Raw genomic sequence first — 23,299 nt, forward strand, 5'->3', positions numbered from 1 at the left:
CATATTCGATTTATTTAATCTTTGACATCTTGCTGACACATTCGCCAATTAAAGTTGAACATGTACTAAAAGAGATAAAAACGGAGGAATTAAAATGATGAAACGAAATGATTTGAAAAAAACGTTAAAAGTGATGACCCTTCCAATTGTTGCAAGTATATGGTTAGTAGGATGCTCAAGTAAATCAACTTTGATTGCCTCAGTAAATGGTGAAGAAATTACGGAAGAGGAATTAAATGAAACGTTAACAGCCCAATATGGATCAGAAGTGTTAGATTCATTAATTACGGACAAAATCATTGAGCTTGAAGCAAAAGAATTAGGCGTTTCAGTTTCGGAGGAGGAACTTCAAGCGGAATATGAAGAGTATGCTTCCCAGTATGGAGGGGAAGAAACGTTACTTGAAATGCTCGATTCCTATGGGATGGATGTGGAAGATATAAAGAAGGATATGGAAACGTATTTGTTAACTTTTAAAGTAATGGAAGATGATTTAGGCATTACAGATGATGAAATACAGACCTTTTTTGAAGAAAATAAAGAAACCTATGGACAAGCTGCTGAAGTGGAAGCTAGCCATATTTTAGTGGAGGATGAAACAATTGCACAAGAGGTAATCGGAAAATTAAATGCAGGAGAAGATTTTGCTGAGCTAGCGAAAGAATATTCTACTGATACGGCAACGAATGAAGATGGTGGAAACCTTGGATACTTCGGTACAGGGGAAATGGCAGAAGCTTTTGAAACGGCAGCTTTTGCAATGGAAGTTGGTGACATTAGTAGTGAACCAGTGGAAACGGAATATGGGTTCCATGTTATAAAAGTAACGGATAAAGTGGAGGAAAAAGAAGCGGTATATGAAGAAGTGAAAGATACTGTTTATCAAGACTTATTAGAATCGAAGGCAAATGAACAATATGCAACGTGGCTAACAGAAAAAATGGGTGAATACGATATCGTGAATAAACTAACGGAATAAAAAAGATTTTTTGTAAGAAGTGAAAAATCTGCTCCTTTTAAAGGGCAGATTTTTTTAAATACATTGAATTCATAAGTATTAATTTTATAAGTAAATGGCAACACAAATTACCATACAAGCACAACCTGCTATGACAAATAAATGCCAAATCGCATGGTTATAAGGTAGCTTTCTCCAAGCATAAAATATAGCTCCAAACGTAAACAATAACCCACCTATTAATAAGAAGGTAAAGCCATCGAATTGTAAAAATTCATATAGAGGCTTAATAGCAAATATGATTAACCAGCCCATTGCAATGTAAAGCAATAAAGAAAAGGTCTCAAACTTATGAATAAACAAACATTTAAAGACGATGCCAAATAGTGCAATGGACCAAACGATACTTAAAAGGACGATTCCGAGCACACCACCGATTGCAATTAATAAAAAGGGGGTATACGTCCCTGCAATTAAAACATAAATGGATGAATGATCTAAAATAGAGAAAAATCTTTTATATTTTTCGGGCATACTATGCAATAAAGTGGACATTAAAAACAGCAGAACGAGTGATGCTCCAAAAATGGAATAGGCAGTAATCTCGATTGCATGTCCCGATTGTACACCTATTAGGATTAAGATGACACATGCTGGAATGCTGATTAGCAATCCAATGCCATGGGTAATGGCATTCCATAATTCTTCTTTCCAATTTTTATAATCAAATGCTTCTTCATGATTCATTGAACTCACTCCTATCCTGTTCACTATACTGCGAATCGGATTGTTCTAACACTATCATTTGTCATATTGTTTCACTATCGTGGGATGGATATAACTATAACAGAGTACGAAGTTTATCCTTAATGTAATTACATTTGTCATGTTTACAGTCATAAAACATTCTCATTATAATGAAGTTATGCTATAAAAGGATGTGTCATTTTGGGACGAATTCATATTGTAACTGATTCAACTTGTGATTTAACAAAACAAGAATTATTAGAACATGACGTAAAAGTGGTACCTTTATCGATTCAAATCGAAGGGAAAACATATGTTGATGGAGAAGACATCGAGCCTGAATCATTTTTAGAGTTAATGAAAAATGCAAAGGAATTACCAAAAAGCTCTCAGCCCGCTCCAGGCAAGTTTAAAGAACTTTATGATGAACTTGGAAAAGATGGAGATCAAATTATTTCCATTCATATGACAGGTTCTATGAGTGGTACCGTTGATTCTGCTAGACAAGCGGCTGAATTGTCAAAATCCGATGTAACAGTTGTTGACTCTAGATATATTGCCATTGGACTAGCTATTCAAATTCGAGAAGCGATTCGATTACGGGATGCTGGGGCAACCGTTGAAGAAATATTATCTAGACTTGATGAAGTTAGAAAAAATACAAGATTATTTGTTGTCGTTGATACGTTAGAAAACTTAATTAAAGGTGGTCGAATTGGGAAAGGGACAGGTATGATTGGCTCTTTATTAAATATTAAACCGATTGCCACTTTGGATGATGGTTCATATACGCCAGTTGCGAAAGTAAGAAGTCATAAACAAGTTGTCAACTTCTTGTTTAAACAATATGAAGAAGATACAAAAGGGAAGACGGTAAAAGCAGTGGGGATATCCCATGCGGATGGTTTAATGACTTTAGGCAATCCGTTAAAACAATTAATTGAATCAACAGGATTCCATCATATAGAGACAAAATTTACTTCTCCGATTATAAGTACCCATACAGGACCTGGAGCTATCGGATTTATTTATTTTGCAGAATAACAAGAAAACTCGCTATCATTCGCTCATATACTATTCATGAGGTGATTGATAGCTTTTTTTATTGAAAAAATGCCCACATTTTAATTAGGAAACATGAAAATTTTGTGAAAGGAGTCATCATACTGAAAATTATAACCATTCTATTGGTCATATGTTTTTTTCTTTTTGGTTGTGCAGCAAATGTCACAACAAATGAAATAAATGATTTAAAGTCCCTTACCGAAACTATGGATTCAACAGAGGAAACAAAGGATACTTCAAAAAATACATTGCCATTTACGATAGAAGATTATATTTTTGATGATTTCTCAAAGCCTGAGGCGGTTCAAGTAGAAGATAAAAAAATATATTATTTAGCATTAGGGGATTCATTAACCCGTGGAGTTGGGGATGAAGAACACAAAAATGGGTATACTAAAAGATTAGCGGAGAAGCTTGAACAATGGACAGAAATCTCTGAAGTCGTACTGGACAATAGAGGCAAACGAGGGCGCAGAAGTGACCAGTTACTTTCGTTACTTGAAAAAGGGCATTACGATTCGGAAATTAGAAACTCTGAATTAATTACAATGACCATTGGCGGTAACGATATTATGAAAGTCGTCAAACAAGATTTATTTGAACTAAAAAAAGAAGCATTTGATAAAGAATTGGTAAAATTTCGTGAGCGGTACGATCAAATTATGGAAGAAATTCGAATGAGAAATCCCGATGTACCAATTATTTTAATTGGTTTATACAATCCCTTTTCACTGATTACCGATGAAATAACAGATCTGGAGTCAATCATTTCTGAATGGAACCAAACGATTGAGGATATTTCAAAAAAATATGATAATGCTTGTTTTGTGGATGTGGAAGATTTATTTGATTCCAATGCAAATTTAGTTTATCATACAGATTTCTTTCATCCGAATGGCTACGGATATACAATTATGACAGAGCGAATTGTATCAATGATGAAATCTTGTCAAGTAGAAGAGCAATCAAATGGCTTGTTTTTATTTGATTAAAAATACTCTATAGATTACCTCTACTTCTGTTTTGACGTCACTTTAGAAAAAATAGTAGCATACATAGTTAAAATGGAAACAGATCTTGATGTTAAGGAGTGGACGATGGTGAATAAATGGAAAGTCGCCTTTTTTCTTTTAATAGGGACAATCATTATATTAGTTGCAATTTTCATATTTTGGGCGGCTTCTCCAGGGGAAGATGTTCAAATTGGAAGGGAAAGTATAACGGCTCAACCGACTGATAGTGTATTGTTAGTTGAAACAACAGCTGAAGATTTTGAAAAAATTGTATTAAAATTTTTGGAAAATGAGTTGAAAAGTACGTCTCTTCCAGTCGATATTGTTGTAGGTGATGCAATCATTTTAAAAAGTGAATTGACCGTATTTGGCGTTACGGTACCCTTTTCAATGGAATTTGACCCTATTGTAAATGAAGATGGCAATGTTCAATTAAAGCAAACTTCTGTAAATGTTGGTAAACTAAATATACCACCTGTTACTGTTTTAAAATTAATGAATGATGCAGTCGAATTTCCTCAATGGATTGTCGTACGACCAAATGAAGAAGAAATTTTTGTTGATTTGTCGAATTTATCTTTACCTTCTGGAGCCCATATAAAAGCGAAAGAAATCGATTTAGAAAATAACTATATTTTGTTAGAAGTGATCGTACCAAATAAATAAGGAGGGTTGTCTTTTGAAAAAAGAAATTGCTACGTTTGCAGGTGGTTGCTTTTGGTGTATGGTGAAACCCTTTGATCAACAACCGGGAATTGAGGAAGTAGTATCAGGTTATACAGGTGGACATGTTGAAAATCCTACTTATGAACAGGTGTGTTCGGAAACAACCGGTCATTTGGAAGCTGTCCAAATCACCTTTGACCCGGAAGTATATCCATATAAAAAATTAGTGGAGACTTACTGGACATTAATCGATCCGACTGACCCAGGAGGTCAATTTTACGATCGGGGAGAATCCTATACAACGGCAATTTTTTATCATAATGAAGAGCAAAAAAGAATTGCAGAAGAGTCAAAGGAACAACTGGAGAAGTCGGGAAAATTTAATAAGCCAATTGCAGTGAAAATTTTACCTGCAAAAACTTTCTACCCTGCAGAAGATTATCATCAATATTACTATAAAAAAAATCCAATGCATTATGAACGATACCATATCGGTTCAGGAAGAGCAGCATTTATTCAACAAAATTGGGGGAATAAACATGAATAAAGAAGAGAGACTTAAACAATTAACTGAAATGCAATATTATGTAACACAACAACAAGGTACAGAGCCACCATATCAAAATGAGTATGATCAACATTTTGAAGAAGGAATTTACGTCGATATTGTATCTGGTAAACCATTATTTAGTTCGAAAGATAAATATGATGCGGGTTGTGGCTGGCCAAGTTTTTCGAAACCGATTGAAGAGCAAGAAATAACGGAGCATTTTGATACTTCCCATGGGATGAGACGTGTGGAAGTTAGAAGTAAAACAGCAGATTCCCATTTAGGACATGTATTTCCTGATGGTCCACAGGAGTTGGGCGGTTTACGGTATTGTATTAACTCCGCAGCTCTACGGTTTGTACCGAAAGAGAAATTAGAAGAAGAAGGATACGGGGAATACTTAAAGCTTTTTGAAAAATAACGTATAACTTATAGACGGATTTCCTTATATATTAAAACTTCTTAATGAATCGTGGGGAATGATTTCTTCCCCGCGATTTTTATCTATTCAAACGATTTGTTTTACTATTCTTTCGTTATATAATGGAAAATAAAATCTCTACTTTTTATTCGCTTTTAAGTAAGGAGTGTCCATGTGAAAACTAGTTTTTACTTATATGTTCTTTCTTTTAGAGGGGGAGATTGGAATGATCCGAAAACTCGATTTGCGGAAAGGGCTTTTTTAGATCATAGTTTTCCAATTGCTAGCTCTTCCTTTGAAGAACTATCCAGCTATATCGAAACAATGGCGGATGAACATTTAACGACCCAAGCCTTTGATGAACTATGGGACTTATACGAAACGAAGTTCGGATAATCGACAATTTTTCGTCAATTTTATCGTGAAAAATTTGTATAAGAAGGTAAATCATTGCACAATGTTAGAAAAGCAAGTATATTTTAATTTGAGAATATTGGAAAGAGGGATTATTCATGAGTGTCCATATTAATGCAAAACAAGGTGAAATCGCAGATACGATATTATTACCAGGAGATCCATTACGTGCGAAATATATTGCTGAAACATTTTTAGAAGATGTAACTTGTTATAATGAAGTTCGAAATATGTTTGGCTATACAGGTACATACAAAGGAAAACGTATTTCTGTACAAGGTACAGGAATGGGTGTGCCGTCAATTTCTATTTATACAACAGAGTTAATGCAAGAATACGGTGTGCAAAAATTAATCCGTGTTGGTACTTGTGGAGCAATTCAAAAGGATGTTAAAGTACGCGACGTGATTATCGCTCAATCTGCCTCAACAGATTCAAAAATGAATGAAATTATTTTCAACGGCATTGATTTTGCTCCTACTGCAGATTTTGATCTATTATTAAAAGCTTACAATGCTGGTGTAGCTGCTGGATTAAATTTAAAAGTAGGTAATATCTTTACTGCTGATATGTTTTATTCAGATGAAAATCAAAACGAAAAATTAGCTCAATATGGTGTACTAGCGGTAGAAATGGAATCAGCTGCCCTTTATACACTAGCTGCTAAATTTGGACGTAAAGCGCTATCTGTATTGACGGTTTCTGATCATATTCTAACAGGTGAAGTAACAACATCTGAAGAACGTCAAACAACATTTAACGATATGATTGTCGTTGCCCTTGAAGCTGCAATTCAAGAGTAATAATCATCTGATGCTTTGCATATTTCATTTCGTAAGGCTGTCTTTTGACAGTCTTTCTTTTCGTAAAGATGTGAAACTGTTATGATGGTAGTAACGACTTTTAAGTGTAAAATGAGAGTGGTGAACTAGATGGATGATCAAAATCAACAAGAAATGGAACAAAAAGAACAAACGGACAATATTGAACAAGAGGAACAATTAAAGCCTGCAAAAAAATTTATTCGCATTAAACCGTTTACTTTTATTATGCTGATGTTCTTCACCATAATAGTTACAGCGGGTATAACAATCTTTACTTTAACTTTCGGAGATAAGAAAGTAGTAGAAGTGACAGTACCAGAAGAAAGAAAAGAGTTTTCAAAATTATATGAAGCTTATGATGAGTTAAAGCAAAATTATTATGTCGATATAGATGAGAAAGCTGTCATTACTGGTGCTATTAACGGTATGTTTGATGCTTTAGATGATCCATATTCTGATTTTATGGATGAGACAGAAGCAGAACAGTTCAATAGTGATCTTTCATCAAGTTTCCAAGGAATTGGAGCGGAGATTCAAGAACGGAACGGCAATATTGTCATCGTATCACCAATTAAAAACTCACCTGCTGAAAAAGCTGGGCTATTACCTGAAGATATTATTTTGACGGTAGACGGGGAAAGTATTCAAGGCATGAGTGCTTCAGAAGCGGTTTTATTAATTCGTGGTGAAAAAGGTACACCTGTTAAGCTTACAATCCAACGGGGTGACTCGGACGAATTAATGGAAGTAACGATTGTTCGAGATGAGATTCCAATTGAAACAGTTTACGGAGAAATGGGAGACGATAAAATTGCCCATATCCAAATTACATCTTTCAGTGAACAAACTTATGATGAATTAACGGCCATTTTAGAAGAGTATGAAAAGAATGGAATGAAGAGCGTTTTATTAGATGTTCGACAAAATCCAGGTGGTTATTTAAATTCAGCGATTGAAATTGCCAATTTATTTATTGACGAAGGAAAACCGATTGTACAACTAGAAGGTCGTGAAGGGGAAGCAGATCCAGAAGTGATACTAGCAGAAGGCGGTAAGAAATATAATCTTCCTGTTGTCGTTTTAATTGATAACGGTAGTGCATCTGCTTCTGAAATTTTAGCTGGTGCTTTAAGGGAATCAGCAGGAGCGAAAATTGTTGGTCTTACAAGCTTCGGTAAAGGAACAGTCCAAACAGTAAGTACATTGCCGGACGGCTCTAATTTAAAATACACAACTGGTAAATGGTTAACACCTAATGGTAACTGGATTAATGAAAAAGGGATTGAACCAGACGAAGTTGTAGAATACCCTGCTTATGCGACAGTTACTTATATTAATCCAGAAACAGAATTTACTGTTGGCAATGTATCCGAATCTGTTAACTCTGCAGAGCAAATTTTAAATGCGTTAGGTTATGATGTTGGAACAGTTGACGATCAGTTTGACGAAGCAACGAAAGAAGCTGTTGAGCAATTCCAAGAAGATCAAAAATTAGATCCAACTGGAGTTATTGTTGGAGAAACGACTTATGCTTTGATGGATACTATTCGAGAAAAAATAGAGAAAGAAGATCCACATGTATTGAAAGGAAAAGAAATTTTAGCAGGAAATTAAAAATTTCGGATCAATTCAATGATGTAGAACAATTATAAAATGATGTAGAAAGGGCTGTTTTTGTTCGAGTATCGAGCAATGAACAGCTCTTTCTTCCATAATAGAAGGATGTGTCAAAATGAAAGATGTCTATTTATTTAGTGGATTTTTAGGTAGTGGAAAAACGTCCATGTTAACGGATGTATTACGACAATTGAAGGAAAAGGGGTTAAAGCCTGCTGTTATAATGAATGAATTAGGGAAGTTGCCCTTTGACTCCCGAGCAGTTGATGAAGATGTCCCTCTAAAGGAAATGTTAGAGGGGTGTATTTGTTGTTCAGGTGCTGAAAAAACGGAAGCTCAAATTCAATCTTTGCTTATGGATTCCGAATTCGATGTCCTTATTATTGAAACAACGGGGGCTGCCCATCCCGTGGAAGCGTTGGATGCGGTATATTCACCTCTTTTTGCAGAGCAGTTGAATATTAAGGGAATCGTAACGGTAGCAGATAGTAAGCTATGGTTAGAACGGGAAACGTTAACACCTCAAGTTCGAAGTCTCTATTTAGAACAAATTCGTCATGCCCATCTTTTATTAGCAAACAAGATGGATTTATTAACGGAAGTAGAACAAGCAAAAGTTGTTTTTGAAATGCAAAATGTGAATCCAAACGCTTTTATTTTACAGACGACAAACGGTAAAGTGCCGCTTTCACTATTAGAGAAATTAAAGGCAACAGCACACAAGTCGAAAGAGGACATTGAAATCGCTAGAATCGGCACTCAATTATATTTAAGTTCACGATTAGTAGAGTTAAAGACAAGTTATACGCAGGAACAATTTGAAGAATGGGTACGCTCATTGCCTTCAACTGTATATAGAATAAAAGGATATGTTCCGATAGAAGGAATTAAAAATCCGATGTTATTCCAATATGCATATGGTTTAGTTCAATGGTTGCCAGAATATATTCATATGCCTTCTAAAATCGTTATGATTGGAGAAAATATTCAAGAAATAGAAGTTTTAAATGAGAAATAGTGTAATATTGTTGTAATATAAGAAATGAATTTGCATTATAAAACGAACTCAAAAATTTGTCAATAGCATTTCGCAGGTAAGTTCTTTGATAATAGGAAAATTTTATTAGAAAAATAGATAAATAAAGTCATAGTTTATGAGGTTCAATCATTTGCTTGGTACTGTTACCAAGTTATGGTCCATATTTTTCAACTTTTCTCGTATATGATTAGTTGCGAGAGGAGGAATACAAAATGAAAAAATGGTTTATCACATTTTGTGCACTAGGTTTAATCTCAACACAAGTTCCGACAGCAGATGCTGCGTCTAATAATGAGGAAGGTCAAAATATATCAGTTCAAAGCATGGTGAAAGTTGTTAATCCAGATCAATTCGAAAATGCTTTAAACAACTTTTTAAACAACTGTTCTTTAACTGATGAGGCAAGCATTAAAGACCTTGCGAATAAATTATCAATCTCTACAACTAAATTAGAAGAATTACTAGCTTCTAAAGTACAAGAAGAAGCAAAGCATAATCCAGAACAAGCGAAGGAAGTAACAGTTCCATCAAAAAATGAAACTACTAATAAAGAAGTAGTGAAAACACCAGCACCAGCTGAGGAACAAAAAGAAGTTACAGCTCCTGAAGCAAAACCTGTAACAAACAATAACACACCAGCACCAACTACAAATAATGAAGCAGCTCAAAAACCAGCAGCACCAGCTGCAGAAAACGGTTCTGTTTCTGCATTTGAAGAAAAAGTTATCGAATTAACAAATGCTGAGCGTGCTAAACAAGGTTTAAAACCTTTAGAAATGTATGCACCATTAATGTCAGTTGCTCGTGAAAAATCTGCTGATATGGCGAAAAATAATTATTTCTCCCATACAAGTCCTACTTACGGAAGCCCATTTGATCAAATGAAGGCTGCAGGTATTTCATATAAAGCAGCAGGTGAAAATATTGCACAAGGTCAAAGAACACCAGAAGAAGTCGTACAAGCTTGGATGAATTCTGAAGGTCACCGTGCAAATATTATGAACGCTAACTTTACACACATTGGTGTAGGTTATGTGGCAGATGGAAATCACTGGACACAACAATTTATTCAACTATAATAGTTGGTTAAAATACCGGGACAAGAATTCATTCTTGCCCGGTATTTTTTTATTTTGAATTATTTTATATGAATCTTGATTTTCCCCGTCAATCTTATTTAAAATGGGTTTGGTCCATAAATTATGGTACAATATTGACTGAAAAAGGATGACTAAAGCAAGGCTTACTATTGTTTTTTCATTTATATTTTTTGCAATCATATATATTTAAATGAAATACAAATTATTGTATTTAGATAGGAGATTTCTGTGAAACAAAAATCAATTATTTTAACTGGTGGCGGCACAGCCGGTCACGTTTCTTTAAATCAAGCAATTATCCCTTCCTTACAAAAGGAAGGATATGATGTACATTATATCGGTTCTTATGATGGAATTGAGAAAGAGTTAATTACCGAAAGTTTTCCCGAAGTACCTTATCACAGTATTGCAAGTGGTAAATTACGTCGATATTTTTCAATGAAGAACTTTTCAGATCCATTTAAAGTTTTAGCTGGCGTTGGGCAAGCATTTAGGATTATTCGTAAGGTTAAGCCATCTATCATCTTTTCCAAAGGTGGGTTTGTATCAGTACCTGTTGTCATCGCGGCAAAGTTAGCAAAGATTCCTGTAGTGATTCATGAATCAGATGTTACACCAGGTCTAGCTAACAAAATTGCTTTACCGTTTGCTTCCCATGTATTTACGATTTTTCAAGATACATTAAAGTATTTACCAAGCGATAAAGCAACATGTACCGGTTCTATTGTTCGTGAACAATTATTTACGGGTAATGCATCTGTAGGAAAAAAACGATGTGGGTTTGAAGAGCGGAAAAAAGTGCTTCTTGTCATGGGAGGAAGTTTAGGTTCGGCTGTTTTAAATGACGCATTACGAAATAATTTACCGGAACTATTAAAAGAATTTAATATTATCCATTTATGCGGAAAAGGGAATGTAGATACTACTTTAGATCGCTTAAAAGGCTATAAACAATTCGACTATGTGACAACGGAACTGCCCGACTTACTTTATGCTGCGGATTTTATTGTCTCTAGAGCTGGTTCTAATTCAATATTCGAATTTTTAGCATTAAAAAAACCGATGTTATTAGTACCTCTTTCAGCATCTAAAAGTCGTGGAGATCAAATTTTAAATGCCAATATTTTTGAACGTCAAGGTTTTGCCCACGTATTAGAAGAAGAACTATTAACGAAAAATACATTCATGAAGGCGATTGAGGCTTTGAGTACAAGAAAAGATGAGATGATTGATGCGATGGAAAAAGCTGAAAGCCCGAAAACTCCTGATGAAATGGTTAGCCTTATTCTTCAATACGAAAAATAAATATTTATTGATTATGATATGAATAGCGTAAAAAAGTAGGTGGTTCATTCAATGAATCACCTACTTTTACTATTGTATTCTTTTATTAAAGTATAAGCATTGAAAAAGAATGTTACATTGCTTGTTCTTCGTTTGCTTGTTCCTTTGCTGTTACGATGTAGAATAAGTCTTTTGGGATTTTATATAAGTCGAATTTTACCTCACCACTATTAATTTCTTCATATAATGCCGGATGGGATTCTTTCGCACAAACGACATACGGTAATTTTTGGGAGGCACGTTTCGATTTTTCGTTTTCTTTTCGGATTCGTAAAAATACGGTATGGAAATCCTTTTCAAAAAATAGCTCTGTTAAAAACTCATGTTTTGCAGCTTGGTTGTATCCTTTACCCTGATAAGGTGCACCTATCCAAGTCCCAAGGAAGCCAGCGCCATCTTGAACGTCATATAGATTAATGGTACCAATTGGTTGACCCCAGTCATCGGTTATCGTTCGTGAAATCGTCTTTCCTAGTTGTTCCTCTTCCAATAACTGTTTTGTTATAAATAAATATTCTTCAGGAGAATATGCTTTATGACGAACAAAAGGGAAAACGGTTGGATGTATCATTAATTGGTATAACTCATTTGTTTCAGAAAGATCTCGATATTTTAACAAATGAAACGCCTCCTTTTTTGGATAGTTGCAAATCCGAAAATTACTTTGTCACAAGGCAACAGAACAAAATAATATAACGAAAGGAACAAGACGTCAAACAAAAAATTTTAGATTTTTTCGTTTCTCAAAATCAACTTTAAAAAAATAGTTGAGATGATAATATCATATTATAAATATTCTATTCTATACAAAAATTTAAACTTTTTATTACGCAATTCGCTATGACTAATTTGTGGCGAAAATATTAAAAAAGTATAAAAAAGTGTTCCTTTTATTAAGTTGATTCAACCTATATAAACACTTATTATAGTAGTAAATAGAAAGAGAGCGGGTGAGCTGATGGAAAGAACTTTATTAAAAGTTCATGGATCAGGCAATACATTTTATTTATATCAAACTAACAATGAAAATGAAGTTGATTGGACTAAGTTAACAACTTGGTTATGTCAAAAAGAAAACAACGGTGGAGCTGATGGTTTATTGCTAGTTTTACCATCAACTATTGCCGACGCCAAAATGAGAGTCATAAATGCTGACGGTTCTGAAGCTTCCATGTGTGGAAATGGTTTACGTTGTGTTGCTAGATTCGTATGCGAACAACTTGAAAAGGAAGAAGCGATCATTGAAACGATGAAAGCCAATTTGAAGGTGCGAAAAGAGTCACCTCTATTAGAAGATATTCCAACATATGCCGTTGAAATATCACCAGTGTCCTTTGCTCTAAGTAGTTTACCTATGAGCTATAAAGGTCAAGAGGAAATTCGTCATCAAATTATCCAAGAATTTTCAACAACCATTCCTTTTACGGCTGTTTCTGTTCCGAATCCCCATTTGATTGGAATCGTGGACCAAACTTATATTGAAAACAATACGCATCAAAAATCGTTAGCTGAGTTATTAAACGGTGAAAACGAGTATTGTGTTGATGGCGTAAACGTAAGTTATGTTTATCCAATGAAAAATGACACAATTTTTGTTCGAACTTTTGAACGAGGAGTAGGTTTTACGAATGCATGTGGTACTGCAATGACCGCTTCAGCCCTTGTGTCGAAATTAAACGGCTTCGTTCATAATGATGTCATTACCGTATTCAATCCGGGCGGTTTTGTAAAATGTGAAGTGAAAACAAATGGCGATCGTTATGAATTAACGTTAATTGGAAACGCAACGGTTACTGCCGAATACACTTTCGACATCCATAACTTAACATTTTTAAACTATAACGAAACGGATGAACAGAAACAGTATGAAAAAAGCATTGAGTTAGTAAAAAAAGAAACAGCTTCTTTTGCAAATTAATGATCAAATTTAATACATTACAATAATAATAGGTTTTAATGAACTGCAAATGAACCCATTGTTAATTTTTTGTAAGATACTTTGGGAACTAGTTCCACCATTTCAAAGAAAAGTCATAGTAGTTTTATTAAGTCCTCGTTTTAAGTTAAACTTAAGACGAGGATTTTTTATACAATTTTCGAGGGATGATTCAATGAGAAAAAGAATTTTAATAGTGGAAGATGAAAAAAATATAGCTCGATTTATGGAATTGGAATTAGAGCATGAATATTTTGACGTAACAGTAACCCATGATGGGAGAGATGGTTTAAATAAAGCGTTAGAACAACAGTTCGATTGTCTCTTGCTTGATGTCATGCTGCCAGGTCTAAATGGAATTGAAATTTGTCGCCGCGTCCGAGCGAAATCCGATGTACCGATTATTTTAATTACGGCAAGGGATGCGGTAATGGATCGGGTGGCAGGGTTAGATTCTGGAGCAGATGATTATATTGTGAAGCCATTTGCCATTGAAGAATTGCTTGCTCGAATACGTTCTGTCTTAAGAAGAACTCAAAGTATCGGAGAAAAAGAACTGGAGAAAGATGAAGAAATTTGCGTTCGAGAATTAGTAATTAAGCCACAATCCTATGAAGTTTTCTTTGAAAATAAAAAACTTGAATTGACGAAAACAGAGTATGATTTATTAAAACTATTATGTGAAAATAAAAATCGTGTTTGTGAAAGGGAAATGATTCTACAATCGATTTGGGGCTACAATACGGAGGTAGAAACGAATGTGGTAGATGTTTACATTCGCCATTTGCGATCTAAACTAAAGACAGATTCAAATCCATATATTGAAACTGTGCGCGGAGTAGGATATGTGGTGAGGGAATGAATAAACTGAAGAACGCCATTTTTAAAAATCAATCATTAAAAAAGAAGTGGATTTTATCAACGTCCATTGTCATTTTTATAAGCTATGCTGCCATTTGTACAGTTATTTATTTTGCCCTATATTCATGGCTTTTGCAAAATGAAGAAAATAATGCGATACGTACCGTAGATGACTTAACATCCTTCTTTAATTCTCAAAATGGCTCTATTTCGATTCAAGAGTTTCAAGGAAATACAGGATTATTTAAAGCGATAGTAAATCAAAATCAAACGGTAAGAATTTTTAATAAGGATGGTTATGAAGTATTACGGATCAATGACGAATCTTCTGCAGCTCCAATTGAATTAGATTATGAGAAAATAAGAAAAACGATTGTGTCAAAGGAAGTAATTGATAATCGAGATGTATTTGTTGTAAACAAAATGGTGACCATTGGACCTTTTACAGGCATCATACAACTCATCCATCCTCTTGAAACGTTTCAATCGATGATGCAATACGTTTTAACAACTATGTTAATCGCAGGGTTAGGAGCATTGCTCATTGCAGGTGCTATTGGATATTATTTAGCCAATGTTTTAATTCGACCTATACAAGATTTGAGGGACTCCATGTTATCCATTCGAGATAAAGGTTTTGAAGAAAAAATTCACTTAGCCTATAATGCAGATGATGAAATAGGCGACTTACTGAATATTTATGAGTCGATGATGAACGAATTGCAAATTTCCTTTGCAAAACAACAACAATTTGTTTCTGATGCATCCCATGAATTAAGAACACCGATTCAGGCTATCGAAGGACATTTATCATTAATTAAAAGATGGGGTAAAAACGATCCGGATATTTTGGAAGAATCATTAACTTCTTCACTAGAAGAAGTTGTTCGAATGAAGAAAATGATTGAGGAGTTATTAGATTTAGCGAGAAAAGAAAAGAGAGACGAACATTCATATGCTAATATCGGAAAAGTTCTCACATCTGTGAAAGATGAGCTAATAATGATTTATCCCCAAACAACGATTCGCATTAAAGAAAACGGTGAACCAAAGCAGCCAAATGTTTCTGAAAATGCATTGGCACAAATCATACGCAACATTGTAGAAAACGGAATAAGATATAATGATAAAAATCCGGTTATTAACATTGAAGTCCATTATTTATCTGAAAGTCTTTTTATGACGATAAAAGACAATGGGATTGGAATTGCAAAGGAACATTTACCATATATTTTTGATCGTTTTTATCGAGTGGATACTTCAAGGGAAAATATCGGTGGTGGTACAGGTCTTGGATTAAGTATTACGAAGATGTTAGCTGAAAAATATCACATTGAAATGGATGTGGTAAGTGAAGTAGAAAAAGGTACAACTTTTACATTAAGTTTTAAAATTTAATGAAATTTTTTCATAAATTCCTACTTAAAACGGTTATTTGCCAAAAAAATTGCTCATTTTGAGAAAAATAGTTGTATTTTTTGTGAAGAGTAGTAAGATTGAAATGGAAAAAAAACGTTCTTCGATAAATAGCAATAGATAATTTGTATTGTAGAAGAATGGTAAAATATGAAATAATATTCTAGGTAAAACAATGGAACTGCCTTAGGGCGAAATTTGGAGGTTATTCTCATGTCGAACAATGTATTATTTGCTGGTTCCCCTTGGTCAGCATTCTCTGGTCCTAACTTAGGTTATGTAATGGAGCAATATGATTTATATTTACAGTCTCCAGAACAAGTAGAACCAGAACTCGTTACCCTTTTCCAACAATTTGGTGCGCCAGTTCTTGGTGGAGAGCAAGTTGCTGTTGAAGGCGTAGCACACGAAACAGGCAATATTCAAAAAATATTTGCTGCGGTTAAATTAGCTGATGCTCTACGTTCCCACGGGCATTTAGCTGCGGATATTTACCCTTTAAAAGACCGTCAATTAGATTCTTCACGCATCGAATTATCCGCTTACGGATTAAGTGAAGCCGATCTAACTGCAATGCCAGCTTCATTATTCTTTCATAATGTCCCTGGAAGCGTTACCAACGGAAAGCAAGCAATTGACTATTTACGTGCAATTTATACTGGAAAAATTGCTTATGAATATGCTCATGTTGATGATGCAGAACGTCAATGGATTCAAGATAAAATTGAATCAGGTAAAACAACTGTAAGCTTAACTACTGAACAGAAAAAAGAGTTATTAGAAAGATTAACACGCGTTGAAGATTTCGAAAGATTTATTCATAAAACGTTCGTAGGTCAAAAACGCTTCTCAATTGAAGGTTTAGATACATTAGTTGTATTGTTAGACGAAATTGTTAAAAAAGCCGATGACGAGAAAATGAAATTTTTACAAATCGGTATGGCTCACCGAGGCCGTTTAAATGTATTAACACATGTAGTAAATAAACCTTATGACATGATGTTTGCAGACTTTGCCCATGTGCCAAATGACTATTTCTTCCCTGAAGATGGTACTTTAGAAATTTCTAAAGGTTGGACTGGTGATGTGAAATACCATATGGGAGCTACTTACACAAAAGACTCAGGAATGAAAGTGAAATTAGCTTATAACCCATCACACTTAGAAGTTGTAAGTCCAATTATTACAGGTTCAACTCGTGCTGCTCAAGAAGATACTACAAAGCCAGGTGCACCTGTTCACGATGCATCAAAAGCATTAGCGGTACTTGTACATGGTGATGCAGCATTTGCCGGGGAAGGAATCGTTCAAGAAACATTTAACTACGCGGAAACAACTGGTTTCTCAACGGGTGGTTCAATCCATATTATTTCAAATAATATGATTGGTTTTACAACAGAACATTTTGATTCTCGTTCAACTCGCTATTCTTCAGACGTGGCAAAAGGTTACGGTATTCCAGTAATTCACGTTAATGCTGACGATCCTGAAGCAGTTGTACAAGTAGCCCACTTAGCGTTTGAATATCGTCAAACCTTTGGCAAAGATATTTTAATAGACTTAATTGGATATCGTCGATTCGGTCACAACGAAACGGATGACCCAACAGTAACCAATCCTTTAACATATAAAATTGTTTCAACTCATCCAACAGTACGTGTTCTTTATGGAGAAAAATTAGCTAATGAAGGAATTCTTTCTTTAGAACAAGTGAAAAAACTGGATGAAGAAATTTACGCAGAAATGCAAGCTTCTTATGATCACGTAAAAGAAGTAGGTGCTACTAAAGGCCACTTCGAAATCGAAATGCCAGAAGAAGTGAAAAATGAATATCCAGAAGTTGAAACAAGCGTTTCAAAAGTAGATTTAAAACAAATAAATGAAGATCTTCTTGCTTGGCCTGAAAGCTTTGAACCTCAAAACAAGTTAGCAAAAATATTAAATAAACGTGTAGAAGCATTAGAAACGGATAAAATTGATTGGGGTCACGCAGAAACATTAGCATTTGCTGCAATTTTACGCGATGGTAACCCAATTCGTATTAGTGGTCAAGATGCTCAACGTGGTACGTTCTCTCAACGCCATTTAGTACTTCATGACAAAAATAATGGCGCAGAATTCGTTCCATTACACAACGTATCGGATTCAAAAGCATCATTTACTGTTTATAATTCTCCATTAACAGAGGCGGCAATTGTTGGCTTTGAATATGGTTATAATTTAGAAAATGAAAATGCTTTAACAATTTGGGAAGCTCAGTTCGGTGACTTTGCGAATATGGCCCAAATTATGTTTGATAACTTTATTTCATCTGCCCGCTCTAAATGGGGTCAAAAATCAGGATTAGTTCTTTTATTACCAAACGGAATTGAAGGACAAGGTCCGGAACATTCATCAGCTCGTATTGAAAGATATTTACAATTATCAGCTGAGAATAACTGGATTGTAGCGAACTGTTCAAATGCAGGTAACTACTTCCACTTACTTCGCCGACAAGCGAAAATGCTTGGAACTGAAGCAATCCGTCCATTAGTTATTGTTTCACCAAAATCATTACTTCGCCATCCGTTAGCTGCAGCATCTTTAGAGCAGTTATCTGAAGGGAAATTCCAAGAAGTAATTGAACAACCAGGTTTAGGTGGAAATGCGAAAAAAGTAGAACGTATTATCCTTGCTTCAGGTAAAGTAACAATTGATTTAGCAGATCGTATTCAAGATGGTAAAGGGTATGAAAACATACACATTATTCGTGTGGAACAACTATATCCTTTCCCAACACAAAAAATATCTGAAATTATTGCGAAATATCCAAATGCAAAAGAAATCGTTTGGGTACAAGAAGAACCTAAAAACCAAGGTCCTTGGAAATATGCACTTGAATATTTGCTAGACCTTGCTGATGGTAAAAAAGTGAAATATGTTGGTCGTCCTGAAATGTCTTCAACTTCTGAAGGAGACATGGATTCTCATAAAATTGCACAAGCAAAAGTTATTGACGAAGCTCTTTCTAAATAAACTTTTGATGTTAATATTCAAATAGGCTATTACATGTTAGTAGATGCATTTGTGCCTTCTATTTCAAAGGTACACATGTTTATTCAAAGGAGGATATCAAAGTGGCTGAAATTAAAGTCCCTGAATTAGCAGAATCGATTACAGAAGGTACAATTGCCCAGTGGGTAAAAAAAGTTGGAGATCATGTTGAAAAAGGCGAATTTATCGTTGAATTAGAAACTGATAAAGTTAATGCTGAAATTATTTCTGAAGAAGCTGGCGTTTTAACTCAAATCCTAGCTGAAGAAGGCGATACAGTTCTTGTAGGTCAAGTAATCGCTGTTGTTGAAGCTGGAGAAGGCGCAGCGCCAGCACCAGCTGAAGAAGCTCCAAAAGCTGAAGCTACACCAGTAGCAGCTGCACCAACACCAGCACCAGCTGCAACTCCAGTAGTAGAAGAAACTTCAAACGAACGCGTTGTTGCTTCTCCAGCAGCACGTAAATTAGCACGTGAAAAAGGCATTGATTTAGCATCAATTTCACCAGTAGATCCACAAGGTCGCGTACGTGTACAAGACGTAGCTGCTCATGGTACAGCACCTGTAGCAGCACCAGCAGCACCAGTTGTATCTACAAATGGTCCGATTGTTTTCACACCAGCAGCTGAATCTGACCGTGTAACAATTGAAAAAATGAGCCGTCGTCGTCAAACGATTGCAAAACGTTTATTAGAAGTTAAACAATCAACTGCAATGTTAACAACATTCAATGAAATTGACATGACAAACATCATGGCTTTACGTAAACGCAAACAAGAAGAGTTCGTAAAAGCAAACGATATCAAACTTGGATTTATGTCATTTTTCACAAAAGCAGTTGTTGCGGCGCTTAAAAAATATCCATACGTTAATGCACAAATCGTTGGAGATGAAATCCATTTAAATAACTTCTTTGATATCGGTATTGCGGTTTCAACTGAAGAAGGTTTAGTTGTACCAGTAGTCCGTGATGCAAATAGCAAAAACTTTGCTGAAATCGAAAAAGATATCGCAGAATTAGCGAAAAAAGCTCGCGACAAAAAATTAGGCCTAAACGACATGGCTGGTGGATCATTTACAATTACAAACGGTGGTGTATTCGGTTCATTAATGTCTACTCCTATTATGAACGGTACTCAAGCTGGTATTTTAGGTATGCACTCTATCGTTAACCGTCCAGTGGCTGTTAACGGGGAAGTGGAAATCCGCCCAATGATGTATGTAGCTCTTTCTTATGACCACCGTATTATCGATGGTAAAGATTCTGTTGGATTCTTAAAAACAGTTAAAGAGTTAATTGAAAATCCTGAAGATTTACTTTTAAATTCTTAATTATAAGGAAGCCTCTAGCGAAATTATTTTGCTAGAGGTTTTTTATATTTCGACCTTTAAAATGGAATATATAACTATATGAATATTTTATTAATCAGAATAATCAATGTTGACACAAAGATGTTAATATAGTAACATATTAATAGTAATTTAATATTAAAACCTCACGTTACGAGTGGGGTAGAGGCGCGATATTTATTAGTTTTTCATGGAGCTTAGAGCAAAGCAATGATATGGAAAATAGGAAATGTCGCCGAAGTGTGTAAGTAGGCTCTCTACTTCATGCTGGGTCTGCAGTGAATAATTGCAGGACTGTCTCAGATGGAGTTTCCCAACCATCTGAGGGGTGCTATCTCAATCGGGAGCGTAAGAGGATTTGGGCTTTTCTATTCAAGCGACCTAAGTTCATCTTAGGTCGCTTTTTGCGTTATAAGCTCGAAAAAAGTAAAAGGAGAGAGAAAGATGTCGAAAAAAATCACATTATTAATGACGACTTTATTAGCAGTCATTTTACTTGCTGCATGTGGCAGTTCTGAGGAAGGTACTTCATCATCCTCTTCAAAGGAAGATAGCGATGTATTAAAAGTAGGTTTAGAAGCTGGTTATGCACCGTTTAACTGGACACAACAGGATGATTCAAACGGAGCAGTTAAAATTGAAGGTTCTGAAGAATATGCTGGTGGCTATGATGTAGAAATTGCAAAACGTGTTGCCGATGCATTAGGGAAAAAATTAGTGATTGTTAAAACAGAATGGGATGGTCTACTTCCAGCATTAGAATCAGGTGTAATTGATGCCATTATCGCAGGTATGAGTCCAACCGATGAACGTAAAAAAGTCATTGATTTTACAGAAAACTATTACACTAGTGAACTCGTTATCGTTACAAAAGCTGGTGGAAAATATGCCAATGCGAAAACATTAGCGGATTTTGCAGGTGCTAAAATCACTTCTCAGTTAAACACAACAAATTATGAAGTAATCGATCAAATTCCAGATGTACAAAAAGAAACAGCGATGGAAAGTTTCTCTCATATGCGAGTTGCATTGGAATCTGGAGTAATTGACGGCTATGTTGCTGAAAGACCAGAGGCAGTATCTTCGACTGCTGCAAATGAAAACTTTGTATATGTAGAGTTGGAAGATGGTTTTGAAACGAAAGAAGAGGATACAGCCGTTGCAATTGGTCTTAAAAAAGGCGATGAAAATTTAGAAGCAATTAATGAAACATTAAAATCCATTTCTGAAGAAGAACGCAAACAGTTAATGGATGAAGCAATTGCAAATCAACCTGCAGCAAAATAATTTTCACATAGTAGCACTGGTCGAATTATCCGGCCAGTGGCTCTATTTTTTCAAACAGAGAAATAGATAAGGCAAGATGATTTTACTATCGAAACTTCAATTATGATATGTTCGATTTTCTAAAATATTTAGGAGGATATTTATGAGTTTAGATATTTTACTCTCAATTCTAGAAGAGAATTGGCCAAGTTATTTACGTGGCGCATATATGACGTTAGTCATTGCTATTATTAGTACAATTATTGGTGCTCTTATCGGATTGTTTATCGGTGTTATGCATACGATACCCCTTCGTAAGAAATCGATAAAATCTGTTATTTTAAAAGTATTCAATTTCATATTAACAGTTTATGTGGAAATTTTCCGTGGTACACCAATGATTGTACAAGCAATGGTTGTTTTCTATGGTTTAGCTGCTTACGGATTAGAATTGGATCGCTTTGTTGCTGCCCTTGTCGTTGTCGGATTAAATACAGGTGCTTACATGGCTGAATATGTTCGTGGTGGGATTGCATCAATTGATAAAGGTCAATATGAAGCAGCTGAATCGATTGGAATGAGTCATTTTCAAACGATGCTTCATGTTATTTTACCCCAAGTTTTCCGAAATATTTTACCTGCAACGGGTAACCAATTCATTATGAATATTAAAGACTCTGCGGTATTAAGTGTAATTAGTGTAACGGAACTATTTTTTACGACAAAATCGATTGCCGGTGCAAACTTCCGCTTTGCAGAATCTTACGTTATAACATGTGTCATCTATTTAATCATGACATTAACCGCTACATTTATATTACGTTATATCGAACGAAAAATGGATGGCAAAAATGCCTATAAAGTAGAACAAAAACAAACGATTTAAAATCTTATCGCGTAAGGAGTAAACAAGATGGAAAAAGTAATTGAAATCAAACATCTAAATAAATCATTTGGTAACAATGAAGTTTTACGCGATGTGAACTTTTCAGTTTCGAAAGGTGAAGTGGTCTGTTTAATCGGTTCATCAGGTTCTGGAAAATCCACGCTACTTCGTTGTATTAATTTATTAGAAACGCCAACGGCTGGCGATATTATATATAATGGTACGAATATTTTAAATGATCAACATGACATTAAACGCTACCGTACCCATTTAGGAATGGTATTCCAACAATTTAATCTTTTTGATAATCATAATGTTTTAAGCAATTGTATTATTGGACAACAAAAAGTATTAAAACGAACAAAAGAAGAAGCAAAAAGAAACGCTTTAAATTATTTATCTGTTGTTGGAATGGAGAAATATGTTAATGCGAAACCGCGACAATTATCTGGTGGACAAAAGCAACGGGTAGCAATTGCTCGAGCGCTATCGATGGATCCGGAAGTAATGTTATTCGATGAACCAACATCTGCGCTAGATCCTGAAATGGTAGGAGAAGTTTTAAAGGTAATGCGTAAATTAGCAGATGAAGGTAGAACGATGCTTATCGTAACCCATGAAATGGAGTTTGCTCGAGAAGTATCGGACCGGATTGTTTTTATGGATAAAGGGGTTATTGTGGAAGAAGGTCCTCCTGAACAAGTATTAGTTAACCCATCTCAAGAAAGAACGAAAGAATTTTTAAAACGAACATTAAAATAATCGATGCGGGGCGATCCAAAATGGATTGCCCC

22 protein-coding genes and 1 riboswitch are annotated in these 23,299 nt (G+C 35.1%); of the genes, 20 read left to right on the forward strand and 2 right to left on the reverse strand.

Annotation, left to right across the window (positions count from 1 at the left end; all coding sequences use genetic code 11):
* The first annotated feature begins 94 nt into the window (after positions 1 to 94).
* A complete protein-coding gene (locus tag MHH69_RS07580; RefSeq protein WP_122971727.1) occupies positions 95 to 979 on the forward strand; it encodes a peptidylprolyl isomerase in 885 nt (294 codons plus the stop codon).
* Positions 980 to 1,063: 84 nt separating this feature from the next.
* Here MHH69_RS07580 and trhA read toward each other — a convergent pair whose 3' ends face one another.
* Positions 1,064 to 1,705 (reverse strand): PAQR family membrane homeostasis protein TrhA, encoded by a 642-nt coding sequence (gene trhA, locus MHH69_RS07585; RefSeq protein WP_122971728.1) that lies wholly within the window; start codon positions 1,703 to 1,705, stop codon positions 1,064 to 1,066.
* A 201-nt stretch (positions 1,706 to 1,906) separates the two neighbouring features.
* On the opposite strand from trhA, the gene MHH69_RS07590 reads away from it, so the two are divergent.
* The 11 genes from MHH69_RS07590 (at position 1,907) to MHH69_RS07640 (ending at position 11,719) form a co-directional block, all read left to right on the forward strand.
* Positions 1,907 to 2,749, forward strand: coding sequence for a DegV family protein (locus tag MHH69_RS07590; RefSeq protein WP_122971729.1), 843 nt, complete (start codon positions 1,907 to 1,909; stop codon positions 2,747 to 2,749).
* A gap of 104 nt (positions 2,750 to 2,853) precedes the next feature.
* The gene (locus tag MHH69_RS07595) at positions 2,854 to 3,762 is read left to right on the forward strand and encodes a GDSL-type esterase/lipase family protein (protein ID WP_241559301.1); all 909 of its coding nucleotides are present in this window, start codon (positions 2,854 to 2,856) and stop codon (positions 3,760 to 3,762) included.
* Between the two features lie 108 nt (positions 3,763 to 3,870).
* A complete protein-coding gene (locus MHH69_RS07600; RefSeq protein ID WP_158599684.1) occupies positions 3,871 to 4,449 on the forward strand; it encodes a YpmS family protein in 579 nt (192 codons plus the stop codon).
* Positions 4,450 to 4,462: 13 nt separating this feature from the next.
* The gene (msrA, locus tag MHH69_RS07605) at positions 4,463 to 4,996 is read left to right on the forward strand and encodes a peptide-methionine (S)-S-oxide reductase MsrA (RefSeq protein WP_341362030.1); all 534 of its coding nucleotides are present in this window, start codon (positions 4,463 to 4,465) and stop codon (positions 4,994 to 4,996) included.
* Complete coding sequence (gene msrB / locus MHH69_RS07610; RefSeq protein ID WP_122971732.1) at positions 4,989 to 5,420, forward strand: peptide-methionine (R)-S-oxide reductase MsrB; 432 nt, start codon at positions 4,989 to 4,991, stop codon at positions 5,418 to 5,420. The genes msrA and msrB overlap by 8 nt, the downstream gene beginning before the upstream one ends.
* A 174-nt stretch (positions 5,421 to 5,594) precedes the next feature.
* Positions 5,595 to 5,816, forward strand: a complete 222-nt coding sequence (locus tag MHH69_RS07615) for a YozE family protein (RefSeq protein ID WP_122971733.1) — start codon at positions 5,595 to 5,597, stop codon at positions 5,814 to 5,816.
* A 116-nt stretch (positions 5,817 to 5,932) separates the two neighbouring features.
* Entirely contained in the window at positions 5,933 to 6,637 is a 705-nt protein-coding gene (deoD, locus tag MHH69_RS07620) for a purine-nucleoside phosphorylase (RefSeq protein ID WP_122971734.1), read from the forward strand.
* 129 nt (positions 6,638 to 6,766) lie between these two features.
* A complete protein-coding gene (locus MHH69_RS07625) occupies positions 6,767 to 8,272 on the forward strand; it encodes a lmo1851 family serine protease (RefSeq protein ID WP_122971735.1) in 1,506 nt (501 codons plus the stop codon).
* Positions 8,273 to 8,390: 118 nt separating this feature from the next.
* On the forward strand, positions 8,391 to 9,293 hold the full coding sequence (locus MHH69_RS07630; RefSeq protein ID WP_122971736.1) for a CobW family GTP-binding protein: 903 nt from the start codon (positions 8,391 to 8,393) through the stop codon (positions 9,291 to 9,293).
* A gap of 233 nt (positions 9,294 to 9,526) precedes the next feature.
* Complete coding sequence (locus MHH69_RS19320) at positions 9,527 to 10,393, forward strand: CAP domain-containing protein (RefSeq protein ID WP_122971737.1); 867 nt, start codon at positions 9,527 to 9,529, stop codon at positions 10,391 to 10,393.
* Between the two features lie 249 nt (positions 10,394 to 10,642).
* The gene (locus MHH69_RS07640) at positions 10,643 to 11,719 is read left to right on the forward strand and encodes an undecaprenyldiphospho-muramoylpentapeptide beta-N-acetylglucosaminyltransferase (protein WP_122971738.1); all 1,077 of its coding nucleotides are present in this window, start codon (positions 10,643 to 10,645) and stop codon (positions 11,717 to 11,719) included.
* A gap of 112 nt (positions 11,720 to 11,831) precedes the next feature.
* On the opposite strand, the gene MHH69_RS07645 is transcribed toward MHH69_RS07640, so the two are convergent.
* Positions 11,832 to 12,377 carry a GNAT family N-acetyltransferase gene (locus MHH69_RS07645; protein ID WP_122971739.1) on the reverse strand — a complete coding sequence of 182 codons (546 nt, stop codon included), beginning with the start codon at positions 12,375 to 12,377 and terminating at the stop codon, positions 11,832 to 11,834.
* Between the two features lie 339 nt (positions 12,378 to 12,716).
* Between MHH69_RS07645 and dapF the strand changes: the two genes are divergently transcribed.
* The 8 genes from dapF (at position 12,717) to MHH69_RS07685 (ending at position 23,267) form a co-directional block, all read left to right on the forward strand.
* Positions 12,717 to 13,676 (forward strand): diaminopimelate epimerase, encoded by a 960-nt coding sequence (dapF, locus tag MHH69_RS07650; protein WP_122971740.1) that lies wholly within the window; start codon positions 12,717 to 12,719, stop codon positions 13,674 to 13,676.
* A gap of 193 nt (positions 13,677 to 13,869) precedes the next feature.
* Positions 13,870 to 14,556 carry a response regulator transcription factor gene (locus tag MHH69_RS07655; RefSeq protein WP_341362031.1) on the forward strand — a complete coding sequence of 229 codons (687 nt, stop codon included), beginning with the start codon at positions 13,870 to 13,872 and terminating at the stop codon, positions 14,554 to 14,556.
* Positions 14,553 to 15,953, forward strand: coding sequence for a HAMP domain-containing sensor histidine kinase (locus MHH69_RS07660; RefSeq protein ID WP_122971742.1), 1,401 nt, complete (start codon positions 14,553 to 14,555; stop codon positions 15,951 to 15,953). Before MHH69_RS07655 ends, MHH69_RS07660 begins: the two co-directional genes overlap by 4 nt.
* A gap of 231 nt (positions 15,954 to 16,184) precedes the next feature.
* Complete coding sequence (locus MHH69_RS07665) at positions 16,185 to 18,986, forward strand: 2-oxoglutarate dehydrogenase E1 component (RefSeq protein WP_341362032.1); 2,802 nt, start codon at positions 16,185 to 16,187, stop codon at positions 18,984 to 18,986.
* Positions 18,987 to 19,087: 101 nt separating this feature from the next.
* Positions 19,088 to 20,335 carry a 2-oxoglutarate dehydrogenase complex dihydrolipoyllysine-residue succinyltransferase gene (gene odhB, locus MHH69_RS07670; protein ID WP_122971744.1) on the forward strand — a complete coding sequence of 416 codons (1,248 nt, stop codon included), beginning with the start codon at positions 19,088 to 19,090 and terminating at the stop codon, positions 20,333 to 20,335.
* A 173-nt stretch (positions 20,336 to 20,508) separates the two neighbouring features.
* Positions 20,509 to 20,695: riboswitch (Lysine riboswitch) on the forward strand.
* 102 nt (positions 20,696 to 20,797) lie between these two features.
* Positions 20,798 to 21,640: a transporter substrate-binding domain-containing protein gene (locus MHH69_RS07675; RefSeq protein ID WP_122971745.1), complete on the forward strand. Its 843-nt coding sequence runs from the start codon at positions 20,798 to 20,800 to the stop codon at positions 21,638 to 21,640.
* 142 nt (positions 21,641 to 21,782) lie between these two features.
* Positions 21,783 to 22,505, forward strand: a complete 723-nt coding sequence (locus MHH69_RS07680; protein ID WP_341362033.1) for an amino acid ABC transporter permease — start codon at positions 21,783 to 21,785, stop codon at positions 22,503 to 22,505.
* A 27-nt stretch (positions 22,506 to 22,532) separates the two neighbouring features.
* Positions 22,533 to 23,267 carry an amino acid ABC transporter ATP-binding protein gene (locus MHH69_RS07685; RefSeq protein WP_122971747.1) on the forward strand — a complete coding sequence of 245 codons (735 nt, stop codon included), beginning with the start codon at positions 22,533 to 22,535 and terminating at the stop codon, positions 23,265 to 23,267.
* Positions 23,268 to 23,299 lie beyond the last annotated feature (32 nt).

This window comes from Ureibacillus sp. FSL E2-3493 (assembly GCF_038077515.1).
In the GTDB taxonomy this organism is placed as follows: Bacteria; Bacillota; Bacilli; order Bacillales_A; family Planococcaceae; genus Ureibacillus; species Ureibacillus halotolerans.

What these genes read in the sequence shown, in the direction of transcription:
- MHH69_RS07580 (WP_122971727.1), top strand. Translation starts at nt 95, where the DNA reads ATGATGAAACGAAATGATTTGAAAAAAACGTTAAAAGTGATGACCCTT.
- trhA (WP_122971728.1), bottom strand. Translation starts at nt 1,705, where the DNA reads ATGAATCATGAAGAAGCATTTGATTATAAAAATTGGAAAGAAGAATTA.
- msrB (WP_122971732.1), top strand. Translation starts at nt 4,989, where the DNA reads ATGAATAAAGAAGAGAGACTTAAACAATTAACTGAAATGCAATATTAT.
- deoD (WP_122971734.1), top strand. Translation starts at nt 5,933, where the DNA reads ATGAGTGTCCATATTAATGCAAAACAAGGTGAAATCGCAGATACGATA.
- MHH69_RS07625 (WP_122971735.1), top strand. Translation starts at nt 6,767, where the DNA reads ATGGATGATCAAAATCAACAAGAAATGGAACAAAAAGAACAAACGGAC.
- MHH69_RS07630 (WP_122971736.1), top strand. Translation starts at nt 8,391, where the DNA reads ATGAAAGATGTCTATTTATTTAGTGGATTTTTAGGTAGTGGAAAAACG.
- MHH69_RS19320 (WP_122971737.1), top strand. Translation starts at nt 9,527, where the DNA reads ATGAAAAAATGGTTTATCACATTTTGTGCACTAGGTTTAATCTCAACA.
- dapF (WP_122971740.1), top strand. Translation starts at nt 12,717, where the DNA reads ATGGAAAGAACTTTATTAAAAGTTCATGGATCAGGCAATACATTTTAT.
- MHH69_RS07655 (WP_341362031.1), top strand. Translation starts at nt 13,870, where the DNA reads ATGAGAAAAAGAATTTTAATAGTGGAAGATGAAAAAAATATAGCTCGA.
- MHH69_RS07660 (WP_122971742.1), top strand. Translation starts at nt 14,553, where the DNA reads ATGAATAAACTGAAGAACGCCATTTTTAAAAATCAATCATTAAAAAAG.
- MHH69_RS07665 (WP_341362032.1), top strand. Translation starts at nt 16,185, where the DNA reads ATGTCGAACAATGTATTATTTGCTGGTTCCCCTTGGTCAGCATTCTCT.
- MHH69_RS07675 (WP_122971745.1), top strand. Translation starts at nt 20,798, where the DNA reads ATGTCGAAAAAAATCACATTATTAATGACGACTTTATTAGCAGTCATT.
- MHH69_RS07680 (WP_341362033.1), top strand. Translation starts at nt 21,783, where the DNA reads ATGAGTTTAGATATTTTACTCTCAATTCTAGAAGAGAATTGGCCAAGT.
- MHH69_RS07685 (WP_122971747.1), top strand. Translation starts at nt 22,533, where the DNA reads ATGGAAAAAGTAATTGAAATCAAACATCTAAATAAATCATTTGGTAAC.